19 protein-coding genes are annotated in these 20,852 nt (G+C 32.5%); 5 read left to right on the top strand and 14 right to left on the bottom strand.

Features of this window, described 5'->3' with window-relative positions:
• The 4 genes from KQI41_RS06975 to KQI41_RS06960 all read right to left on the bottom strand — a co-directional run bounded on the left by KQI41_RS06975 (window position 1) and on the right by KQI41_RS06960 (window position 2,250).
• Entirely contained in the window at window positions 1-1,128 is a 1,128-nt protein-coding gene (locus KQI41_RS06975; protein WP_154439155.1) for a DUF2800 domain-containing protein, read from the bottom strand.
• Window positions 1,125-1,442, bottom strand: a complete 318-nt coding sequence (locus KQI41_RS06970) for an rRNA biogenesis protein rrp5 (protein WP_154439156.1) — start codon at window positions 1,440-1,442, stop codon at window positions 1,125-1,127. Before KQI41_RS06970 ends, KQI41_RS06975 begins: the two co-directional genes overlap by 4 nt.
• Window positions 1,435-1,644, bottom strand: a complete 210-nt coding sequence (locus KQI41_RS06965; protein ID WP_041160340.1) for a hypothetical protein — start codon at window positions 1,642-1,644, stop codon at window positions 1,435-1,437. The genes KQI41_RS06970 and KQI41_RS06965 overlap by 8 nt, the downstream gene beginning before the upstream one ends.
• Window positions 1,645-1,755: 111 nt before the next feature.
• Window positions 1,756-2,250 carry an RNA polymerase sigma factor gene (locus KQI41_RS06960; protein WP_154439157.1) on the bottom strand — a complete coding sequence of 165 codons (495 nt, stop codon included), beginning with the start codon at window positions 2,248-2,250 and terminating at the stop codon, window positions 1,756-1,758.
• A gap of 695 nt (window positions 2,251-2,945) precedes the next feature.
• On the opposite strand from KQI41_RS06960, the gene istA reads away from it, so the two are divergent.
• Both istA and istB read left to right on the top strand, forming a co-directional pair.
• Window positions 2,946-4,526, top strand: a complete 1,581-nt coding sequence (gene istA, locus KQI41_RS06955; RefSeq protein WP_154440364.1) for an IS21 family transposase — start codon at window positions 2,946-2,948, stop codon at window positions 4,524-4,526.
• On the top strand, window positions 4,523-5,284 hold the full coding sequence (istB, locus tag KQI41_RS06950) for an IS21-like element helper ATPase IstB (protein ID WP_154440362.1): 762 nt from the start codon (window positions 4,523-4,525) through the stop codon (window positions 5,282-5,284). Before istA ends, istB begins: the two co-directional genes overlap by 4 nt.
• On the opposite strand, the gene KQI41_RS06945 is transcribed toward istB, so the two are convergent.
• Entirely contained in the window at window positions 5,270-7,096 is a 1,827-nt protein-coding gene (locus tag KQI41_RS06945; protein WP_216585077.1) for a helix-turn-helix domain-containing protein, read from the bottom strand. The genes istB and KQI41_RS06945 overlap by 15 nt on opposite strands.
• A gap of 270 nt (window positions 7,097-7,366) precedes the next feature.
• Here KQI41_RS06945 and KQI41_RS06940 point away from each other — a divergent pair, with 270 nt between their 5' ends.
• The 3 genes from KQI41_RS06940 to KQI41_RS06930 are packed head-to-tail and all read left to right on the top strand — an operon-like array spanning window position 7,367 to window position 9,386.
• Window positions 7,367-7,570, top strand: a complete 204-nt coding sequence (locus KQI41_RS06940) for a helix-turn-helix domain-containing protein (protein ID WP_058009470.1) — start codon at window positions 7,367-7,369, stop codon at window positions 7,568-7,570.
• 41 nt (window positions 7,571-7,611) lie between these two features.
• Complete coding sequence (dcm, locus tag KQI41_RS06935; RefSeq protein ID WP_154439159.1) at window positions 7,612-8,592, top strand: DNA (cytosine-5-)-methyltransferase; 981 nt, start codon at window positions 7,612-7,614, stop codon at window positions 8,590-8,592.
• Window positions 8,592-9,386: a PDDEXK family nuclease gene (locus KQI41_RS06930; RefSeq protein WP_097033496.1), complete on the top strand. Its 795-nt coding sequence runs from the start codon at window positions 8,592-8,594 to the stop codon at window positions 9,384-9,386. The genes dcm and KQI41_RS06930 overlap by 1 nt, the downstream gene beginning before the upstream one ends.
• On the opposite strand, the gene KQI41_RS06925 is transcribed toward KQI41_RS06930, so the two are convergent.
• The 9 genes from KQI41_RS06925 to KQI41_RS06885 form a co-directional block, all read right to left on the bottom strand.
• Window positions 9,367-9,675: a hypothetical protein gene (locus tag KQI41_RS06925; RefSeq protein ID WP_216585076.1), complete on the bottom strand. Its 309-nt coding sequence runs from the start codon at window positions 9,673-9,675 to the stop codon at window positions 9,367-9,369. The genes KQI41_RS06930 and KQI41_RS06925 overlap by 20 nt on opposite strands.
• A complete protein-coding gene (locus KQI41_RS06920) occupies window positions 9,641-10,657 on the bottom strand; it encodes a DNA cytosine methyltransferase (RefSeq protein WP_154439160.1) in 1,017 nt (338 codons plus the stop codon). Before KQI41_RS06920 ends, KQI41_RS06925 begins: the two co-directional genes overlap by 35 nt.
• Window positions 10,658-10,971: 314 nt before the next feature.
• Window positions 10,972-12,327, bottom strand: coding sequence for a 23S rRNA (uracil(1939)-C(5))-methyltransferase RlmD (gene rlmD, locus KQI41_RS06915; RefSeq protein WP_154439161.1), 1,356 nt, complete (start codon window positions 12,325-12,327; stop codon window positions 10,972-10,974).
• 65 nt (window positions 12,328-12,392) lie between these two features.
• The gene (locus KQI41_RS06910) at window positions 12,393-12,923 is read right to left on the bottom strand and encodes a TDE2712 family protein (protein ID WP_216585075.1); all 531 of its coding nucleotides are present in this window, start codon (window positions 12,921-12,923) and stop codon (window positions 12,393-12,395) included.
• A 23-nt stretch (window positions 12,924-12,946) separates the two neighbouring features.
• Window positions 12,947-13,780 (bottom strand): CvfB family protein, encoded by an 834-nt coding sequence (locus KQI41_RS06905; RefSeq protein WP_154439163.1) that lies wholly within the window; start codon window positions 13,778-13,780, stop codon window positions 12,947-12,949.
• 109 nt (window positions 13,781-13,889) lie between these two features.
• Window positions 13,890-15,545 carry a phosphoenolpyruvate carboxykinase (ATP) gene (locus tag KQI41_RS06900; RefSeq protein ID WP_216585074.1) on the bottom strand — a complete coding sequence of 552 codons (1,656 nt, stop codon included), beginning with the start codon at window positions 15,543-15,545 and terminating at the stop codon, window positions 13,890-13,892.
• Between the two features lie 146 nt (window positions 15,546-15,691).
• On the bottom strand, window positions 15,692-17,872 hold the full coding sequence (locus KQI41_RS06895) for a DNA topoisomerase III (protein WP_216585073.1): 2,181 nt from the start codon (window positions 17,870-17,872) through the stop codon (window positions 15,692-15,694).
• A 13-nt stretch (window positions 17,873-17,885) separates the two neighbouring features.
• On the bottom strand, window positions 17,886-19,769 hold the full coding sequence (gene abc-f / locus KQI41_RS06890; protein ID WP_216585072.1) for a ribosomal protection-like ABC-F family protein: 1,884 nt from the start codon (window positions 19,767-19,769) through the stop codon (window positions 17,886-17,888).
• A gap of 130 nt (window positions 19,770-19,899) precedes the next feature.
• On the bottom strand, window positions 19,900-20,838 hold the full coding sequence (locus KQI41_RS06885) for a linear amide C-N hydrolase (protein WP_244971093.1): 939 nt from the start codon (window positions 20,836-20,838) through the stop codon (window positions 19,900-19,902).
• Window positions 20,839-20,852: the final 14 nt, after the last annotated feature.

Raw genomic sequence — 20,852 nt, 5'->3', positions numbered from 1 at the left:
TTATACCTCCATAAAATCATTTTTTGCTGATGATGTGTTCATTTCAGGACGCTTGTCTGAAACTGGTACTAACGTCGGTTTGCCTGGTGGCTTTATAACTAATCCACCAAGGACTTCATTGAATTTTGACTTGCCCATCAATTTTTCCATTTCAGTAATGGTGATGAGACTTTGTTTGTATATGTCGCGGTAACCTGCATTCTTTGCCGCTTCTGCGACCGCTTCTTCATCTTTGTATTTACGGTTGGAGCGACCTTCGACTACTTTAAAGCCAGGCCACTTCTTTCCATGATTAACTGCTTCATCCGTCGCATAGGCTATAATCTCATTTGCCCAGTTAGTGAGATCACCGATAGAAGATAAAATGTCAGCAATCTCTTCATCAGATAAAAGTGGTGGTAGAGCAAACTCAAACGTAGCCAGTTTCATTTTTGCTTCTGCTCTTGCTCTACATTTCACAGCTGCTCTGCAAAATTGACACCATTCACCGGGACAGAAGTTGCCGTCACCATTGAAGGCTAATTCAGCTTTAGGTTTTAAAACTTCTTCAGCCCACTGATACAAGTTTTCTTTTGAGACTGTGGATGTACTGACATTTTCTCGACGGGGTTGATAAATTGTCATTGAAACCATCTCGATATCATAAATGCCATCAAATAGATCCAGTGCACCAAGGGCATAAAGTTTCATTTGAGGATTGTCTTCTGCGCTGACTAAGACACCCTGACCGTACTTAAAATCAATAATGTGAAGAGTTCCATCAGCTATAATTAAACAATCCCCGGTTCCAAATCCCTCAGGTACATACTTTGAAAAATCAAGCCGCTGTTCTATCAAGATTAGGGGATCACTACAAATTTGCTTAGCTTGCTCAATCACTTCAAGTACAAACTCCACGTAACCATCGGTATAATTGTCCATCTCATCTGAGTCGTATGGAGAGACCGGCTTTTTTGATCTCATCTTAAGTGCCTTTCGGAGTTTGTGTTCACTTAATGCATGAGCTGCTGTACCTTCAGCTGCAGCCTCACCACTGTTGTCATCAAACTCCTGTTCTAGCCTTGCCGATGGTGTACAGTTCATCCAGCGATGAGCCCCTGACGCGGAGAGAATTGCATGTTTACTCATTTCAACTCCTCCGCATCAGCAAGAAGTACAGCATACTTACTTGGATCAATCTGACTAAGTTTTGATGCACCATACTTTTCTAGAAGACCTCTAACCTGAGCAGTAAATCCATCATGACTTTTCTCCGCGAGCACCGCTCTTACTTCTTCTAAGGTAATTTGCTTTTCTTCAGGCTGTTTTTCATGTTTTGGCTGCTCTGACTTTTTATCCTCCTTAGGCTCATTACTTCCAAGGGCATCAGCTACAGCCTGCAAACTATCTGCCAGTGCTCGAAGATCTGACACTACATCAAGAAGGAGCTTAATCTTACTCATGTCCTACACCTCCTTCCTTTATTTCCTTAATTTCTACCGTCTCAACTGAGTCACCTGGAGTAATTACTAACAAACTGGCTTTCTTTCCAAATAGGAAATCAAGCATTCTAGTTCGGATAGTCTTACGACTACTTTGAATGACGGAGCTTTTTTCGCCATTTGGCTTTGCCACATTAATAGTGACTTTATGTTTTAGGCTCATATTCCCTCTCCTTTCCGGGGCAATTTATCTCCCCTCACCGATAAGCGAAAAAGAGAGTTCTTTCGAACCCCCTTTCAGAAAAGATTTTTTAATAGATTCTTTAGAACCCAATTAGTATAGAATTTTTCTAAGTCTTTCATGAAGCTTCTTAAGGCGGCCGCGAATGGCAGCTTCTGTCACACCTTCTTCTGCTGCAATGTCAGTGTTGGAGCGTTTCTCAAGATATACTTTTTGGAAAAGTTCTTTCTGTTGTGGTAAAAGACATTCCATTGCCTTAGTTAACTTGTCCAGCATATCTTGATACTCAGTTTCATCTTCCGCTTGGAGCATAAGATGTTCGGGATTCGCAGTATCATCCGCAAGATACTTATTGCGGTCATTTGCCAATTCATTTTCACCATCATGATAGGCATCTAAATGAGTTGTAACTCTGTAATCATAGCGGCGCTGCTCGTCCACTTCGTCATCATCCATAGTATGTAAAAGCTCGATATCAGCTTCGGTGACTCCATCTTCGCCTGGGGTTATTACAATCTTTGTTCCTTCAGCGGTGTAATAAATGTAGTTAGTTCTCTTTTTTTTACTTGTTTTGTACGCTCTTGACATGTTTTTGCATCCTTTCCGCCGGTTTGCATTGGCGGCAAAGGATACAAAAATAGGCCTGTACCAGAAGTACACAGACCTTTTTATCCTGAAAATGAGCGCAATAAGGTAAGGTACTTCTATTGCACCGCAACAATCCTTACGGATTGGAGCGAAACAATATGTATCCTCTGCCCTTATTGCAAATCAGGCATTCGATATTTTTTTGTAGACGAGGGACGGTCTTAATCTAGCTACTTACGAAGGACCTTTCCTTCGTCTAATATTATTGTAAGGTAGAAATGGACAGCCTTGGCGGACACCTCATGCCCGGTTATTTCATACTCAAAATGATGCTTTTCTCCTCATAAACACCTAAAAACAGCAATAAAAAAAGCCATACACAAACCCTTAAAAGGATTCATGTATGGCTCATGTGCCTAACAGCTAAAAAAACGGACATCCCGTGTCCGCTTTTTCAAAAATATTTTGAAATTTTATAATGGGTCTGCACCATGTTCCTGTAAAAACGCTCTAATCTCATCCATCGATTTTGGATATAGGTGAGTCAGGGCAAAATTATACCAAATATGACTATCGTTATTGAAGTTTAACGAAAAGGGTGTTTATGATATCCTAAAAGTACCCCAAATAATAATTGAAAATTCCTCTAGAGGAAATATATAATATCCCTATGACAATTCATAGGGGGTTAGGGGATGATAAGTTTAATGGATAAACAAGGAATAATAATAGACGGATTTTTAAAAGGAAATTCTCAATGGGAAATTCATAGAAATACAGGATTTGATAGAAAGACAATTAGAAAATATATTAGGGAATATGAAGAAAGTAGATCTAAATTATTGAGTGGGGAAGGTGATAAATTAATGCTAACTGAGGAAATAGTAGAGTCACCAAAATATGATTCAAGCAACAGAACTAAGATAAAGTTAACTGAAGTAATAATGGATAAGATAGATTTCTATCTAGAGGAAAACCGGGAAAAAAGAAGTACGGGTAAGGGTAAACAACAAAAGAAAAATATAGATATACATAGTTGTTTAATTGATGAAGGACATAATATTAGTTATTCAACGGTTTGTAACTATATCAGAAATAAGTTAAATGAAAAAAAGGAAGCATACATCAGACAAGAATATGAATTAGGTCATGTGGTTGAATTTGACTGGGGTCATGTTAAATTAGAAATAGATGGTGAAGATAAAAACATACAAATGGCTGTAATGGTAACAGCTAAAGGTAATTACAGGTTTGCATACCTTTATCAAAATCAAAAAATGGAAAGTTTTCTAGACTCTCATGTTAGGTTTTTTAACCATATAGGAGGTGTTCACAAGGAAATAGTTTATGACAATATGAAAGTGGCAGTTAAAAGATTTGTAACAAAAACTGAAAAAGAACCAACAGAAGAACTTTTAAAATTATCTATGTACTATGGCTTTAACTATAGATTTTGTAATGCTAGACGTGGAAATGAAAAGGGACATGTTGAAAGATCAGTAGAGTATGTAAGAAGAAAAGCATTTAGTAAAAAAGATAAATTTGAAACATTAGAGGAGGCCAATAAATATCTGGAAGAAGAATTAATTAAATTAAATTCAAAAGAACAAAAATATAATGAAAACAAAACAGCAAAAGATATATTAATAGAGGAAGTCCCCTACTTAATAAAACTTATGCCTACTTATGATATTTCAAGATTAATAGAATTAAGAGTAAATAAATACTCAGTAATAACAATAGATGAAAATAAATACTCAGTACCAGACTATCTAGTGGGAAAGTTTGTAATGACAAAGGTATATCCAAACAAGATAATAATCTACCATGAAAATAATAAGGTAGCAGAACATAAAAGAAGTTTTGGATTAAGTACATGGGATATAGAAATAAAACATTATTTAAATACATTAAAAAAGAAGCCTGGGGCAATTCATAACAGCACAGCCATGCGTCAAATGAATTCCAAGCTTCAAAACATCTATAATAAATATTATACACAAAATCCAAGAGATTTCATAGACCTAATTGAATTAATTTCAAAAGAAGATTTAGAGAAAATAGAAAAGATTATAAAAGAATTAGAAAAAATAAGTCCTTTAAATATAGATACAGAAAAAATAAAACTTTTATGTTATAGAAAAAATGAAGCCATGGAGGAAAATAAATATAAAAATACAGAAATAGAAAAGCAATCAAAGCTAATTCTAAGTGATTATGGAAAACTATTAAACAATTCAAGTATAGAATTTGATAAAGGAGCTTTGATAATATGAAAAAGAATATGGCTAAAGAAAATATTAAAAATCTAGCAAAGGAGCTAAAGCTTCCATATATAAATAGAAGTGTAGAAGAAGAAATTAATGAAGCAAATATAAGAAATTTAACATATGAAGATTTTCTTTTATCAATACTTGAAAATGAGTACGACTTAAGAAAAACTAATGGGATAAAAAGTAGAATTAGACAAGCAAGATTTCCATATAAAAAATATCTAGAAGATTTAAGTCTAGAGGACTTACCACAAGACGCAAGGGATAAAGTAAAGGTATTTTCATCCTTAGACTTTATAAAAACAGGGCAAAATATAATATTAGCTGGTAATCCTGGAACAGGAAAAACACATATGGCTATAGGAATAGGTATTAAAGCCTGTACAAAGGGTTACAAGGTATTATTTACAACAATCCCTTTACTTGTAAATGAATTAAAAGAAAGCAGATCAGAGAAAACACTTAGGGCCTTTGAAAAACGTTTTGAAAAGTATGATTTAATAATAGCAGATGAATTAGGATATATCTCCTTTGATAAAGAGGCTTCAGAATTATTATTTACTTATCTCTCATTAAGAGCAGGAAGGAAGTCAACAATAATTACAACTAATTTATCATTTGAAAGATGGGATGAAATATTTAAAGACCCAGTAATGACAGCTGCTATGATAGATAGGCTTACACATAAATCATATATAGTTAATATGAATGGAAATTCTTATAGATTTAAAGAAACACAGCTTTGGTTAGAAGAGCAATAATTTTTTTATCCAACTAGAGGAATTTTGGAGTAAAATATGGGGGAAATTTCGGTTGACAAATACAAAGGGGGAATTGCGAATTATATGACTACTAATATTAGGTGGTAGATGAAGTCCAAGGCAAATTAAGATTATGGAATTGATAGAACCTGGCTCTTCACCATTAACGATTCGTCTTATAGTACGTTCATTAATCAGTATTCGTTCAGCTAATTCTTTATAAGTTACATTTTTCCATTCACGCACTATTTTAAGAGAGCTTGTATAACTATTTGGCAGTTCATTATAGATCCGCGTTTCTTCAGCTAGTGTATCAGCTAGTATCTTTGCTTTCTTCTCTGGAGTTGCGTGTTCAAAACCGTTACAGTATTTTATGTCGAAATCAATATTTGATGTCTTATCTCGGTTGAGAAAACATTCAGTATAATATCTTTCCTTACATCCAGACTTGACTGATAAGTTAAAAGCCAAACAGCACTCTTCCATATGGGTTCGTGCATAATCAGTAAGTACAGTCTGTCCAAATATATCCTGTGTTAAATATTTGGGATGATTTAAAACAAAGTGAGAATCTACATAAACATAACTTCCATCTCCAACTAAAGCTGCCATTTCAGGATTAGTTATGCTTTGGATGGCAGCATCCTCCGCACTTATAGAGAACGTTTGATTTCTTTCAAGTGCACCTTTCTTAAACCTATGAGGTTTGACGTAACGACCATCTATGTAAGTAAAAGTTCCAATTGCTTCCTCATACCCAGCATCAATCATTCGGATTTTTGCTGCGGTTCGAGAAACACAGAAAAACGTAGCCAAAGCGTCAATAACTGGTTCCATTACATCTATAAGTTCAGACGTTCCTAATTCCGTACGAAATTGCTTAATATACTTAAACGCTTGGGTTTTAAACATTGCAAGTGGCATTTGTATCTTTGGAGTGAGAGCATTTGCCTGCCATTCCATCCAATCAGTTGCATCTCTGCTATTGTCTTTTATGCCACCAACAACCTGACACTTGATTCGTGTTAGACTGTTGTTATAGAGCCGCTCCAATTCAAATGCTTTTCTATGCTGATCCCAATGAACACACTCATGGACAATGGTATTGTTTACCGATCCTAGATTACGTAGGAAGAACGCTTTTGGATCAACTATGATAGTTCTGGCATCTACATGGGTCTGTACCATTTCATCACTGTCCTCATCATAGAATACTGCATCACAATCATGAAAGTATAGCTGTCCAAAAACAGAGAAATCCTTTGTAATTTCTCTCATTTCCACTGTAAGACCCATTTTTTCTGCTAGTACTTGTGGTTCAATTGCCATTGGGGTTTTTAGTGCTTCTGGGTAATGTCTGCGAAGAAAGTCTGTAGCGACAGATTCAAGTTGCTCCTTATGAATGATAGGGACAAGAGAGTCCGACATAGGTTTGGGCTGCTTATTTTTACTGGTATACTCAGTTACACTAGAGATTGTAAAGTCATCTAAATTGCAAGCCAAATCTCCTGAACATGTCAGCATAAACCACTGCCTACAATTTTCCGATTCATCATAATGATAGTCTGACTCACGGACTTCTAATTCGGCTTCCACAACAACATCAAATTCTATTTTCATACCTGGTAAGTCATTAACAGATACAAACTTTACTTCTATATCTGATAATTCTATGCCACCAATATTTCGAACCCTGTATAGCCTTAAGTCTAAATCATCGTAGTTATCCGTGGTGTAACTTTGTATAGTAGCAAATATTTCATTATAGAACCTATCTGCCACATAGTCTTTAAAAGAACGATTACCCGCCACTATATTATCCCCCTCTCCAATCAATGTTAAAAAGATTTATTCTGCTTCTAAAATATCTCTCTTTTTATTAATCCCTTGGATAATATTGTAACATCGCAATAAAGAGCTTTCAATCGATTCTGCATGAAAATCTTGCTATCGCATGATTATTCATGCTTTAAGCATTGTTTTTTACATTTTGAGGTGATATACTTGAAAAAGGACTTGTAAAGTGGCCTATTATTAAGCCACTTTACTTCTTTTAATGTAGAAGTTGAGAGGTGGAAATTGATGTCCATAAGTTATAAAAAATTATGGAAATTACTTATCGACAAAGATATGAAAAAGAAAGATTTACAGATAGCTGCAGGAATAAGCTCATCTTCCATTACTAAAATGGCGAAGAATGAAAATGTAAGTACAGAAACTTTAACTAAAGTTTGTAAAGCACTTGACTGCGATATTTCCGATATCGTTGAAATAATAAAAGACTAGCCTTATTAAGCAGAAGTCTAAGCAAATATACGGAGGTCATTATGAAAATAAATACATTTTTCGACTTTTGTTCGGGAATCGGAGCCGGAAGGCTCGGTTTAGAGCAAAGTGGATTAAGATGTGTCGGTTATTCAGATACAAGTAGACTATCGGTAGCAACATATAAACAGATGTTTGATACTGAAAATGAAAAGAATTATGGAAACTTAAAAAAAATTAAAAGTGAAACTCTACCATCATTTGATCTTCTAATTGCAGGATTCCCTTGTCAGACATTCTCTGTCATAGGTAGAAAAGCAGGATTTAATGATGATAGAGGGCAGATCATTTTTCACCTTATAAGAATCCTTAACGAGACTCGCCCGAAATGTTTCATATTAGAAAATGTACGTGGACTTGTGAGCCATGACAAAGGTGCAACAATTAAAAAGATTATGACTGAATTTGATGATATTGGATACTCAGTTGTTTATAAGGTTTTAAACAGCCTTGATTACGGCGTTCCTCAAATGCGGCAACGAGTATATTTCATTGGATTTGATAAAAAATCGAATCTTTCTGCCGATGGCTTCGAATGGCCAACAGTAGAGCCCGTACCTGGTTTAGAAAATTATTTAATTGATTCAAACAACGATATATCAGAGATTAATCTTGAAAAATTCACATATTACCTAAAAAACCCAACAAATCAGGGAAAGTATGTACCAACAGATTTCTTGGATGAAGAATTACTTATAATCGATACAAGAATGTCAGATTTAAGGTTATACCGTGGAAAGGTGCCAACTTTACGCTCTCAAAGAGACGGGATCTTTTACATAAAAAATCATGCCATTAAAGAACTAACAGGTTTTGAAGCACTACTTTTACAAGGTTTTCCTGTACAATATGCAGAAAAAGTAAAAGACAGTGTTACAAATAGACACTTACTTATGCAGGCTGGAAATGCAATGACAGTTAATGTCATTAAAAAGTTAGGTGATTGTATCATTAAACATCTTAAAAAAGAGGAGGTAATATAATGTCATCAATATGGGAAGATTTTGAAATTGACTGTACCGAATATTTAAATAGAAAATTCGGTGATTATGCAAGCTTTAAACATGAGGGGGGATCTGACTCCACTATACCAGACATTAAAGTTACAACTAAGTCTGGCAATATTTTTTACATTGATGCAAAGCACTCTCCAGCACAATGTGGTCAATTTGTTTTGCTACCAGATATTGCATCAAGTACATTTATTTATAGCCGTCTAAATACCACTCCAATTAATACATACGCAAAACAAATCATTGAACATATGAATGCCCAATTTGACGAGTTTAAGGAGGCTGGAACAGCAGGAAAAGATATAGTAATGAATAATGGTTCTGAAATCTTTTCAAATTGGATTATCGACAGCTACAGAAATAAGGGTGCTCGCTATTTTATAACAAATAACTATACTATTTTACCTGTTGAAAGATTTAGTGAATATTTTAATGTTAGTGCTAAATACAGAGTTAAACGCAGTGGGTCAAGTCATGTTGGAAAGAGTAATATATCCAATGTTCTAAACTATATTAAATCCAATGGCTATAATATTGAAAGCTCAAGAACAGATGCTGGCAAGCTTTTTGTCGTTTCAGCGGAATCCTTACACAACCAACGTTTCCTATTACACGGTTATGAATATATGTTCTCTCTACGAGACTCTGAATACGAAATCAGAAAGCTTTCTAATACATTTAATGCAAACGTCATTTTTTCAATTGACTTAAAGTCAAATAAAAGCGGTATTGGACCAGATGAGTTCATTCAGGCTTTGAGGTAATCTCGTCCTCAATGAATTGCTTATACTTATTTAGTGCATACTTAAATATACTAAGCTGGTATTTACCAATTGGCAAATCTACATTTTTAAACTTATTCATATTGTCATTTAAACCTTTGTTTTGAAAAAGGGAGAATAGGTAATAAAACTTATCACTGCGATATTGCTCATCAATATCGCAGTTTTCTATCGCCTTTTCAAAACGTTTCAATCTCGACACAAGATCACTTTGCATCTTTTTGGATATATTATTTTTAGATAGCCATTGTCTGAATTCTATTTCCCTCATTCTTTGCTCCCTCCATGGCACTTCCTATCTCTTGACCAATCAGTTGCAAAACATCAATAACTACAGAATTACCAAATTGCTTATAGGCTTGATTATCACTCTTGCAAATTTTGTAACTATCTGGAAACCCCATTAGTCTAGCACATTCTCTAGGATGCAATTTTCTGGTTTTTCCATTAATTAAGTATCCTCCCGTTTTGGCAAATATTCCTCCACCGTTAGCCGATAGCGTAATCGCTATCCCTTTTACACTATATATTCTTTCACCTTGACCGCCTTTATTTACTATTCCTAATCTAATTGGTTTGTTACTGTACTTGTTATCTTCCACCCCATTGAAATAAGTATCTGGCCTCTGTATGTATAGATGTTCTACCTGGCTTTCATCTTCTAATAAAAAGTCTTCAACATGTTTTTTCAATGGGAAAGGCTTTGGAAAATTAAACTCTCCAATGTCTAAATCATTTCTAAAGCAAACCATGTAAATACGCTCTCTCTTTTGAGGAATTCCATAATCAGCAGCGTTTAAAACTCTCTGATGGAATGTATACCCCAACTCCTCCATAATGGTTTTTACCACGGACAAAGTATTACCATTATCATGAGAAGCAAAATTCTTAACATTTTCCATAAAAACTACCTTTGGCTTCTTAGCTTTCACAATTCTTGCGACATCAAAAAATAATGTACCTCTACTATCTTCAAATCCACGCTGTTTCCCACTTATTGAGAAAGCCTGACATGGAAATCCAGCACATAGAATATCATGATCAGGAATAGAGTTTTCATCTACTTGAGTAATGTCTCCATCAGGGATATCTCCAAAATTCTCTGCATAAACTTCTCTTACAGGTTCATCCCATTCACTTGAATAAACACATTTTGCACCCAGCGATTCTAATGCAATTCGAAAACCACCTAATCCTGCAAATAAATCGATAAAAGTAAAACCAGAAAGCGACTTTTTCTTTATATTAATCATAGTGAATCTCCTCTTTAAGTTTTAATTTCTACTATCATTATAGCGCATTGCGCTATAATTTCAAGTTCTTTAGTCCTAAATTACTAAGTGTTTTCTCAATCAATTATCTGTTTAACCCCATGTATATCTATCCTATCTCCTCGACCCTACGATTTTATCTAATCTGTCAACTCAACCCTACACACTTTTTTACAGTCGACCTGTTTCCTCAATAAATAAAAATAAGGATTTCCAAGGTTAAGAGGACTGCCAGACATCAGACAGAAAATCTTACAACCTTGAAAACCCTTTATTTATCAGTATTTTTAGTAGAGCTACTTCTCAACCCTTGACATCAAGACAACACACTCAACGTGCCCAGTATGCGGAAACATATCCACCGGCTGAACTTCCTCTACCTTATACCCATTCTCCGCCAAATACTTCACATCCCTAGCCATAGTAGCAGAGTTACATGACACATATACAACTTTCTCTGGGCTTAATTTTATAATGGCTTCTATAATTTCTTTTTCGCAACCTTTTCTAGGTGGATCAACTACTACCTTGTTACCCTTTATTCCTTTATCCATTAATTTAGGAAATACTTCTTCGGCTTTTCCCACTATAAATTCCGCATTATCTATATTGTTTAATCTCGCATTTTCCTTAGCATCTTCTATAGCTTTATTTACTATTTCCACTCCATATACTTTCTTAGCTTTTTCTGCCATATATAAGGAGATAGTTCCAATTCCACAGTATAAATCATAGATAATATCATCTTTATCTATATTTAAGTATTCTATAGCTTTATTATATAAAACCTCTGCTTGAGTTCTATTTATTTGGAAAAATGAGTTAGGTGATAGATAAAACTCATACTCTCCTATATAATCTAATAATTTATCTTCTCCATATATTTTTATATATTCTTTCCCATATGTAGTAGATGAGTTTAGCTTATTTATATTTTGATAAATACTGATTATATCTTCTTTAATCAACATATTTATTAATTCTTTTTCATAGGGTATCTTATTACTACCTATGACTATAATCACCATAGCCTTATTATCTTTATTAATTCTTATACCTATATGACGTACTATTCCTTTTTTAGTATTTTTATTATAGGGTTTTATATTAAATGAATCCATCCAATGTCTGATTATTTTTATTATCTTATTTCCCAATTCAGGTTGAAGTATGGTTTCATTCATATTGACTATATCATTTGTATTTTGTTCATAAAATCCGATAACTGTTTCTCCATTTTTTTCACCTACTGGTATTTGAACATGGTTTCTATATCTATAGGGGTTATCCATACCTATAGTATCATTAATTTTTATATTATCTAAATTTGCTATTTTAAGAAAGTCCATCTTTACCTTATTCTTCTTCCACTCCAGTTGCTTAGAATATTTATATTCTATTAAAGGTATTCCACCTCTAGCTTCCTCTATATTAAAATCTAGCTTTATTCTATCTTTTGATGGCTCTATAATATTAGTTACCTGACCTATGGCAAAATTCTTCTTAACCTCATCTATTTTTCCCACTACTTTATCCCCAATTACTCCACCAGAAACAAAAATTGTAAAATTATCAACCTTTACTACTCCGTTACCTTCATGGGTAAAATCGATTATTTCTCCTTCAAATCTATCTCCAACATTAATTCCCATAACTTCCTCCATTATAATTTGATGTTAAAAATAAATACCCTTCTTAAAGGGTATTTATCTATAATTTATTTTGCTATTTCCATTAATCTTTCTTCTACATATTCTTTAAGAGGTTTACCAGATATATTTACCTTAGTTTGATCCATAGGGTCTACCATTATTCTAAAGAAGTTGATTATTAGTTTATTTCCATCTACATAATATTCAGCTTCATGTCCAGGTATAAAGATTACTTCTAATTCTTCAAACTTTGCATCTTTTGGTAATTTTTCTTTCACATCATCTAAGTTCAATGTTTTAACAGGTCTAACCATATTGTTCATGTTTTCTAAGTCTTCTAGCATCCACATATGGTTATTCCAAAATTTTCTTTCCTTTTTACTTGAGTTATTTAACATTTCTCTATTGGATATAGCTGATAATACTTTTCTAACAGATTCCTCATTAAATTCTTCGTCGTATAGATATTTCATATCTTCTTTATTTGCAACATCTATAAAAAAAGAATCTACTACTTTCTCTCTATCAGCAATAGACTGCCAGATAAATAGCATCATTTCCACTGTATCAAAATTAGTCTTTATTGTCTTCACCATTAAAATCGTCTCCTAATCCTTAGTTATTTTAATTTAATTCCTTTGTCTTCTATTGTGATTAATCCTTCTTTATATAGTTTTCCTATGGCTCTTTTAAATCCTGATTTACTCATACTCAGTTCTTTTTTTATTCTCTCTGGGTCAGTATTATCATTTAGAGGTAAAAATCCATCTCTTTCCTCTAGTTTTAATAAAATATGCTCTGAGTCTTTATCCATTTGAAGATGAGCCCTATCCCTTAGACTTAAATCTAGTTTGCCATCTTCTTTTACTTTAGTTACTCTTACTTCTACTATTTCCCCTACTTCATAAACACCTAGTAGTTCTTTTTTGGGAATCAGTCCATCATATTTATCTTCTACTGCTACAAATGCTCCAATATCTCTATTGATGCTATAAATAGTTCCCTTTACCTTATCATTTTCCTTGTATGGAGACTCTGTACTTAACATATCTTTTATTTTCATAGTAGCACAAAGTCTATCAGATTTGTCTAAATAAACTCCTACTAAATATTCCTTTCCTTTTTCAACTGACCCTACAGTTTCACTAAAAGGTAAAAACAAATCCTTTTCTAATCCCCAATCTAAAAATGAGCCTATTTTAGTTTGACTAATTACCATTAAATGAGCCATTTCTCCTACTTGGGCTTTTGCTCTTTTTGTGGTAGCAATAATTCTATCTCTGGAATCATTATATACCATTACTTCTATTTCATCTCCCACCTTTGCCTCTTCTGGTATTTGAGATTTAGGTAACAATACATCATCTTCTCTGCTATCATCAATATTCAAATAAGCTCCTACAGATGTGAATCTTTTTATTTTTAATTTCTGTATTTTTCCTATTTTTATCATATTTCACTTCCTTTTCCTATTATTTCTACTACTATTTTATCACAATAACTATATTTTATCTAAATAATTTTAAATTTTTAAAGGGCGAACCAAGTTCGCCCTTAATTAATTATTTAGAAACTTCTTTTTCTAATTTTTCAAGTATATCTAATGCTTCCTGTGGTAATTTGTCTCTTCCGCCTTTAAAAGTTTCCATATTATTTAAAAACTCTTTTCTGTAGTTTATACTACTTAACCACATTTTTTGATATTCAGTATTTTCCATATCTGGAGTAAATCCTTCTATTTCCACATATTCAATATCAGTAAAGTTACCTAATTTTTTAAATTCTATTTTCTTAGTTGCTATATCTTCCAGTAATTTTAAGGTAACTTCTTTTGGAATTTTCTTATCTAGAAAATGTCCTGTATTGAATATATAACATTCTACATTTCTGTTCTCAAATAATTCCTTAAACTTATTATAATCATCTTTAAGAGGATAAGTCCTAAAAGGATTTGCATAAGGCTCTATAACTAAAGCATTCATATCTACACCATTAGCAAGTCTTTCAGCCGTAGATCTTTTAGTTGCAAGGGTAGCTCCCATTACAGATGCAAGTACAGGGTTAGTTATTTTCACTATTGGTGGAATAGTTGCATCCTTCATTAACCAAGCTATAGAATCCACTGGTTCATCTATTTTATCTATTCTATTTTCTGCCCATAGTTTCGATTTAACAGCTCTTCCATTACCATTTCTTAAATCTTCTGTTACTATAACTTTCTTTCCTTCATCATCTAAAGTAACTCCACAGTTTTGTACTGTTATTAAATACTTATTTGATGGATGGTCCGTTGGATAATCTTGAGTTTTATCAAAATATGATGGTTCCAAAGCTACTGAAGATCCATCTTTAGTAGATATTACATAAGCATCATCATGTAATATTGTTATATCATATTTTCCGTCATGTTTTTCATGAGTAAGTGTAGATTTACCTGAACCAGATAATCCAAATACTCCAATAGTGTATTTTTCATTGTTTGAGAAATTATATCTTTTCATTCCACCATGACATGAAGCAAATCCATTTCTATTTGCTATACCCCAAGCCAAAGTTAATGTTCCTTTCTTATGCTCACCGAAATATCTCATTCCACATAATAATGCACAATTATGCTGTGGATCAAATAATGCTAATCCATTTGGGTGAGTAGGTGGGTAATATTCTGGATCAGATAATATATAAATATCACCTTCTGGCAACTTTGTAGAATTTTTATACATTTTGATATATTCCTCTGTTATATATTGGAAATTAAGCATCCAACTATACATTGTGTTTTCATAGCCTTCTGGAATTAATAAATGAGCCTTTACCATGAAATCTTCATGTAATCCTATAACCACTTGAGCATGGTATAGTTTTTTATATCTTGTATGAAATACTGCTTCTCTTGCAATACCTGCAAATTGTCCTTCATCTACATTATTTTCTCCAATAATAACTCTAGCTCCTGCGAATCTTCCAGTTATTTCACCATCATTAAATAAAAGAATCTTTGAACCCTCATCTAATCCTAATTCTGTTGGTCTATGTACTGGCATATCCGTAACTATTGTCCCCGATGAAGCTTCTGCTAACTTATATGCTTCTGATAATGAAGAAACTTTAATTACATTATTACCATAAAAAGTAGATTCAATTGTAGTACGTATAGAAGAAAAAATCGGATTATCCTTTCTTATATCTTCTCTTCTATAGTTTGCTGTCGTTGCCATTGTTTTTATTTACCCCCTATAATACATATTATTTTAATAATCATATTATAACAGATAATTCGACGATTTGAAACAAGATATGATATATTTTTTTAATATATGTGTTATACTTTTTTTATTATATTCCACACTAGTACGTCACTATACTAAAATTTCAACTTAGATAAAGCATCTGCTAAATCTGTATTTAAGGATTCATTCTTATTCTTATTTTGTTGCTTCAGATAATTAGAAACTTCCTTCTTAGATACATTACTCTTTTCCTTTGATTTTCTTTCATTAAAAGTAGATAATTTTTCTCTATATCCACATTGACAAGTAAATATCTGTGAATCACCCTCTCCACGAAGCTCCAATCTTTTTTTGCAATTAGGACATCTTGCATTTGTTTCTCTAGATATATTTTTTCTATGACCACATTCTCTATCCTGACATACATACATCTTTCCTTTTTTTCCTTTAACTTCTAACATGAATTTCCCACATTCCGGACATTTATTTCTAGTCATATTGTCGTGTCTAAAGGTTTCATCGCTGTTTTTTATTTCTTTTACTACTGTTTTAGAGTATTCTTTCATTTCTTTTATGAAATTATTTTTATTTAGCTTTCCCTGGGAAATAAGACTAAGTTTTTGTTCCCATTCTGCTGTTAAAGCTGGTGACTTTAAATCTTCCGGTACTAACTCCATTAATTGTTTTCCCTTTGATGTTATGAAAATATCTTTACCATTTTTCTCAATTAGAAATGTATTAAATAACTTCTCGATTATATCTGCTCTAGTTGCTACAGTTCCTATTCCACCTGTTTCACCAATTATCTTTTTCAATGTTTTACTCTCATCACTCATATATCTTACGGGATTTTCCATAGCTTGAAGCAAAGTCCCTTCATTAAATGGTGCTGGTGGTTTAGTTTTTCCTGTTGTTTGTACTATGGATATTACTTTCAATATATCCCCTTTATTTATTATTGGAAGATTTTGTTCATCATTATCTTCCTCTTCATCGTAATAATTATTTTCATAGACTTCCTTCCAACCTAATGATATTACCCTTTTTCCTTTTGCTATGAAATTTTCATTTCCTATTTTAGCTTTAATGGAAGTCTCTTCATATTCAAAAGGTGGATAAAGCACTGATAGAAATCTTTTTACTACTAAATCATATATCTTTCTTTCATTATCATTTAAATTTGATAACAATACTCTTTCTTCCGTAGGAATTATAGCATGATGATCTGTTACCTTAGAATTATCTACAAAAGATTTATTAGTCTTTATTGGAGAATTGAGTAACTTCGATGCAATTCTTCCATATTGACCAACATTACAGGCTTTTATTCTATCTTTAAGTGTATCTACTAAATCATCTGATATATATTTAGAATCTGTTCTTGGATATGTCAAAATCTTATGATTTTCATATAATCTTTGCATTATAGATAATGTTTCTTTTGCTGAGTATCCAAATATTCTATTGGCATCTCTTTGCAGCTCTGTTAAATCATATAGTCCTTTGGCATAGGACTTTTTATTAGACTTTTCTATATCAACTATTACAGCATCTTGTCCTTTAATAGAATCTAGTATTTTATTAGTTCTAGCTTTATCAAATGTTTTAATGTCCTTAGTGTTACTATCTTGCCATACTAATTTTAATTCCTTTATATTTGCAGTAATGCCATAATATTCTTTTGGTACAAACTTTTTAATCTCCTCTTCTCGTTGTGCAATCATAGATAAAGTAGGAGTTTGAACTCTACCACAGGATAACTGAGCATTATATTTTACGGTAAGAGCACGAGTAGCATTTATACCTACTATCCAATCTGCCTCTGCCCTAGCTACGGCTGAATGATAAAGATTTTCATAGGCTTTACCATCCTTTAATTTATTAAATCCATCCTTTATTGCCTTATCTGTAACTGATGAAATCCATAATCTTTTGATTGGCTTTTTTACATTAGCCTTTTCTATTATCCAGCGAGCTACAAGCTCTCCTTCCCTACCTGCATCTGTCGCTATAATTATTTCATTTACATCTTTACGATACATCTGTTCCTTAACTGTATAGAATTGCTTACTGCTCTGTCTGATGACTTCAAGTTTCATATTATCTGGAAGCATTGGAAGGTCTTCCATACTCCAAGTTTTATATTTTTTATTATATTGTTCAGGGTCAGCTAAAGTAACCAAGTGACCTAATGCCCATGTTACAATATATTTTTCTCCTTCTAAAAACCCATTACCTTTTTTGTTACAATTAAGCACTCGTGCTATATCTCTAGCAACTGAAGGCTTTTCTGCTAAAACCAATGATTTACTCATTAAAAACATCCTTTCAATTTTTGTTTTGCTCTTCTATTTTTTCTGCTAATTCACTTAAATAAACCCATCTATCCATTTTTTCTTCTAGTTTATTTTCAATCTTTTCCTTCTCTTCTAGTAATTCTTGAAGTTTAGTATAATCTGTAGCAGCTATTTCTATTTTCTTATCTATTTTGGCTATATCATCTTCCAATTTAGCAATAATAGTATCTATTTCCTGCCATTCTCGTTGTTCATTATATGAAAATTTCAATTTACTATTTGTCTTTTGCTTCTCTTTATGTTCAGATTTTTTATCTGTCTGAAGACTTTCTTTTTCAACTTTTGATACTTCTTTAAAATACTCATAGTTTCCAGTATATCCTGCTATTTTTCCATTTCCTTCAAATACAAATAATTTATCCACTATTTTATCCAACAAATACCTATCATGAGATACTATAACTACTGGTCCCGGAAACTCTTCAATATAGTCTTCCAATACATTAAGCGTATCTATATCTAAATCATTAGTAGGCTCATCTAATAAAAGTACATTTGGTGCTTCCATCAATACTCTAAGTAGATGAAGTCTTCTTTTTTCTCCACCTGAAAGTTTTCCTATGGGTGTCCATTGAAGTTCTTTAGGAAATAAAAACCTTTCCATCATCTGAGATGCAGAGATTTTTTCTCCATCAGAGGTTTGAATAAATTCTCCACCCAGCTTTATAAACTCAATTGCCCTAATATCATTATCCATATTTAAATTTTCTTGGGCAAATACTCCAATTTTTACAGTTTCTCCCACATGTACTATACCTTTATCTGGATTAAGTTTTCCTGCAATTATATTCATTAAAGTAGATTTTCCACTACCATTTGGACCAAGAATTCCTACTCTATCATCTCTCAAAATAATATAACTAAAGTTATCTATTACTTTCTTTTCATCAAATGATTTCTCTATATTTTCTATTTCAATTATTTTTTTACCTAACCTAGTGCCTCCTACAGATATATCTAATTTTTCATTTGATATATCTATTCCTCCTTCCTTCAATTCATTGAAACGTTCTATTCTAGCTTTTTGTTTTGTAGTTCTAGCCCTTGCCCCTCTCTTTATCCATGCTAATTCTTTTTTAAATAAGGATTGTCTTTTTCTCTCACTGGCTAATTCTATTTCTTCTCTTTCTAATTTCTTTTCTAGAAAATAATTATAATTACCTTTATATAGATGAATACTTCCTCTATCTAGTTCCACTATTTGATTAGTCACTCTATCTAAAAAGTACCTATCGTGGGTAATCATAAGGACTGCTCCTTTTCTACCTTTCAAGTGCTCTTCAAGCCATTCTATTGTATCATTATCTAAATGGTTAGTTGGCTCATCTAATATAAGTAATTCTGATGGATTGATTAAAGCAGATGCTAAGGCTACTCTTTTTCTTTGTCCTCCAGATAAGTTACCTATCTTTTCATTGAAGTTTGTAATACCAAGTTTAGTCAATATTGATTTTGCTTCATTTTCTAAATCCCAAGCATTGGCATTATCCATTTCTTCTGTTAATTTTAATATTTCTTCACTTTTAGTATTTGGATTTAAAATTGCCTCTTCATATCTTCTAACTAATTGAATATTTTTAGAATTACCTCTAAAGACCTGCTCTACTACTGTAACTTCGAGGTCAAAATCTATGTCCTGTAATAGATATTCTATATTCACATTGTTGCCTTTTATTATTCTGCCTATATCTGGTTCTTCCATTCCTGCTATAATCTTTAAAAATGTAGTCTTTCCAGTACCATTTACCCCTATAAGACCTATTTTGTCTCCTTCATTAATTCCTAAACTTATATCTTTAAGTACCTGTTTTTCATTATATGCTTTTGATAAATTTTCTATAGATATTAAATTCATAATATTACCCTTTCGTTTAAGTTTTTCTAACTTAATATTATAACATATATTGGGCATACAAAACAAAAAACGGAGAATTAATTCTCCGTTTTACTCTGATATTGATAGCCTAGAAAATCTACAATCTCTATTATTTTAACTTTTCTACGATAAAATCTGTATCTAAAAAAAATGCTTGTCTTTTATCCTTATCGTCTATGTCTTCAAATCCTAACTGATAAACCGTTGGATTAGTATTAGATTTTACAGTTAGTATCTTATTCTTTGAATCATAGGAACAAATGTATCTAGTATAAGTAGTATAATTATACTTAGTGTTTTTAACAAACCCATTTGGCATAGTCATTGCATTCATTATATTATAAGAGTATGAAAGTGCCTCTTTAGCACTATTAGGTTTAATATTCATTTTAGTTAGATAAAATGCTTTAATAAACCTAGAAATAGGATCGTAACCTCCTGGTAAATCTTTAGCAGAGTTAAAACCTTCAAGATTATCTAAATCTAAAATTTGATTCAGTCTTCTAACATGAGATTCAAATCTGGGTGAATTTGTCATTACATCATATGGATTTTCATAGCATATCAATTCCCCTTTTCTAGGCTCAACAACAATACATCTTTTAGTAGAATCGGCAAACATAAAATGAAAATCTGGTGATATTACATTTTCTCCCTTATGATTTTTAGTAGACATATGGATATTTGGTAGGTCTCCAATTAATTCCTCTACACATTTATAGCTTGTAAGTGCATAGGTCAAGTAAGTCAAGCTAGAAATATTAATCTTTTCCGATTTCACCTGATTAGCATAAAGATTGAATCCCGAAAAAGCATTGGTAATCCCTATTAATCCATATTCATTTATACCGTCTTTCAATGGGTCTCTATTTTCAAAACATAGACCTAATGCTTTATATTTTGAATACAATGGTCTGCCCATTAAATCATTACAAAAATTATACTTCTTTGGTAAATAAATTACATTGTAATTTAGAGGAACTTCATAATCCATTGTCCTCCCCATGACACAGCCATCATTATAATTTATTTTTATACCTGTACACATATTATCCCTCTTAT

It is taken from the genome of Tissierella pigra, assembly GCF_018917845.1.
Lineage (GTDB): Bacteria > Bacillota > Clostridia > Tissierellales > Tissierellaceae > Tissierella > Tissierella pigra.
This window is presented reverse-complemented; position numbering and strand designations above follow the sequence as displayed.

What these genes read in the sequence shown, in the direction of transcription:
- KQI41_RS06910 (WP_216585075.1), bottom strand. Translation starts at nt 12,923, where the DNA reads ATGGTGAAGACAATAAAGACTAATTTTGATACAGTGGAAATGATGCTA.
- KQI41_RS06975 (WP_154439155.1), bottom strand. Translation starts at nt 1,128, where the DNA reads ATGAGTAAACATGCAATTCTCTCCGCGTCAGGGGCTCATCGCTGGATG.
- KQI41_RS06925 (WP_216585076.1), bottom strand. Translation starts at nt 9,675, where the DNA reads ATGAGGGAAATAGAATTCAGACAATGGCTATCTAAAAATAATATATCC.
- KQI41_RS06885 (WP_244971093.1), bottom strand. Translation starts at nt 20,838, where the DNA reads ATGTGTACAGGTATAAAAATAAATTATAATGATGGCTGTGTCATGGGG.
- KQI41_RS06965 (WP_041160340.1), bottom strand. Translation starts at nt 1,644, where the DNA reads ATGAGCCTAAAACATAAAGTCACTATTAATGTGGCAAAGCCAAATGGC.
- KQI41_RS06930 (WP_097033496.1), top strand. Translation starts at nt 8,592, where the DNA reads ATGTCATCAATATGGGAAGATTTTGAAATTGACTGTACCGAATATTTA.
- abc-f (WP_216585072.1), bottom strand. Translation starts at nt 19,769, where the DNA reads ATGAATTTAATATCTATAGAAAATTTATCAAAAGCATATAATGAAAAA.
- KQI41_RS06895 (WP_216585073.1), bottom strand. Translation starts at nt 17,872, where the DNA reads ATGAGTAAATCATTGGTTTTAGCAGAAAAGCCTTCAGTTGCTAGAGAT.
- KQI41_RS06960 (WP_154439157.1), bottom strand. Translation starts at nt 2,250, where the DNA reads ATGTCAAGAGCGTACAAAACAAGTAAAAAAAAGAGAACTAACTACATT.
- KQI41_RS06900 (WP_216585074.1), bottom strand. Translation starts at nt 15,545, where the DNA reads ATGGCAACGACAGCAAACTATAGAAGAGAAGATATAAGAAAGGATAAT.
- KQI41_RS06940 (WP_058009470.1), top strand. Translation starts at nt 7,367, where the DNA reads ATGTCCATAAGTTATAAAAAATTATGGAAATTACTTATCGACAAAGAT.
- dcm (WP_154439159.1), top strand. Translation starts at nt 7,612, where the DNA reads ATGAAAATAAATACATTTTTCGACTTTTGTTCGGGAATCGGAGCCGGA.
- KQI41_RS06905 (WP_154439163.1), bottom strand. Translation starts at nt 13,780, where the DNA reads ATGATAAAAATAGGAAAAATACAGAAATTAAAAATAAAAAGATTCACA.
- istA (WP_154440364.1), top strand. Translation starts at nt 2,946, where the DNA reads ATGATAAGTTTAATGGATAAACAAGGAATAATAATAGACGGATTTTTA.
- KQI41_RS06970 (WP_154439156.1), bottom strand. Translation starts at nt 1,442, where the DNA reads ATGAGTAAGATTAAGCTCCTTCTTGATGTAGTGTCAGATCTTCGAGCA.
- istB (WP_154440362.1), top strand. Translation starts at nt 4,523, where the DNA reads ATGAAAAAGAATATGGCTAAAGAAAATATTAAAAATCTAGCAAAGGAG.
- KQI41_RS06920 (WP_154439160.1), bottom strand. Translation starts at nt 10,657, where the DNA reads ATGATTAATATAAAGAAAAAGTCGCTTTCTGGTTTTACTTTTATCGAT.
- rlmD (WP_154439161.1), bottom strand. Translation starts at nt 12,327, where the DNA reads ATGGGAATTAATGTTGGAGATAGATTTGAAGGAGAAATAATCGATTTT.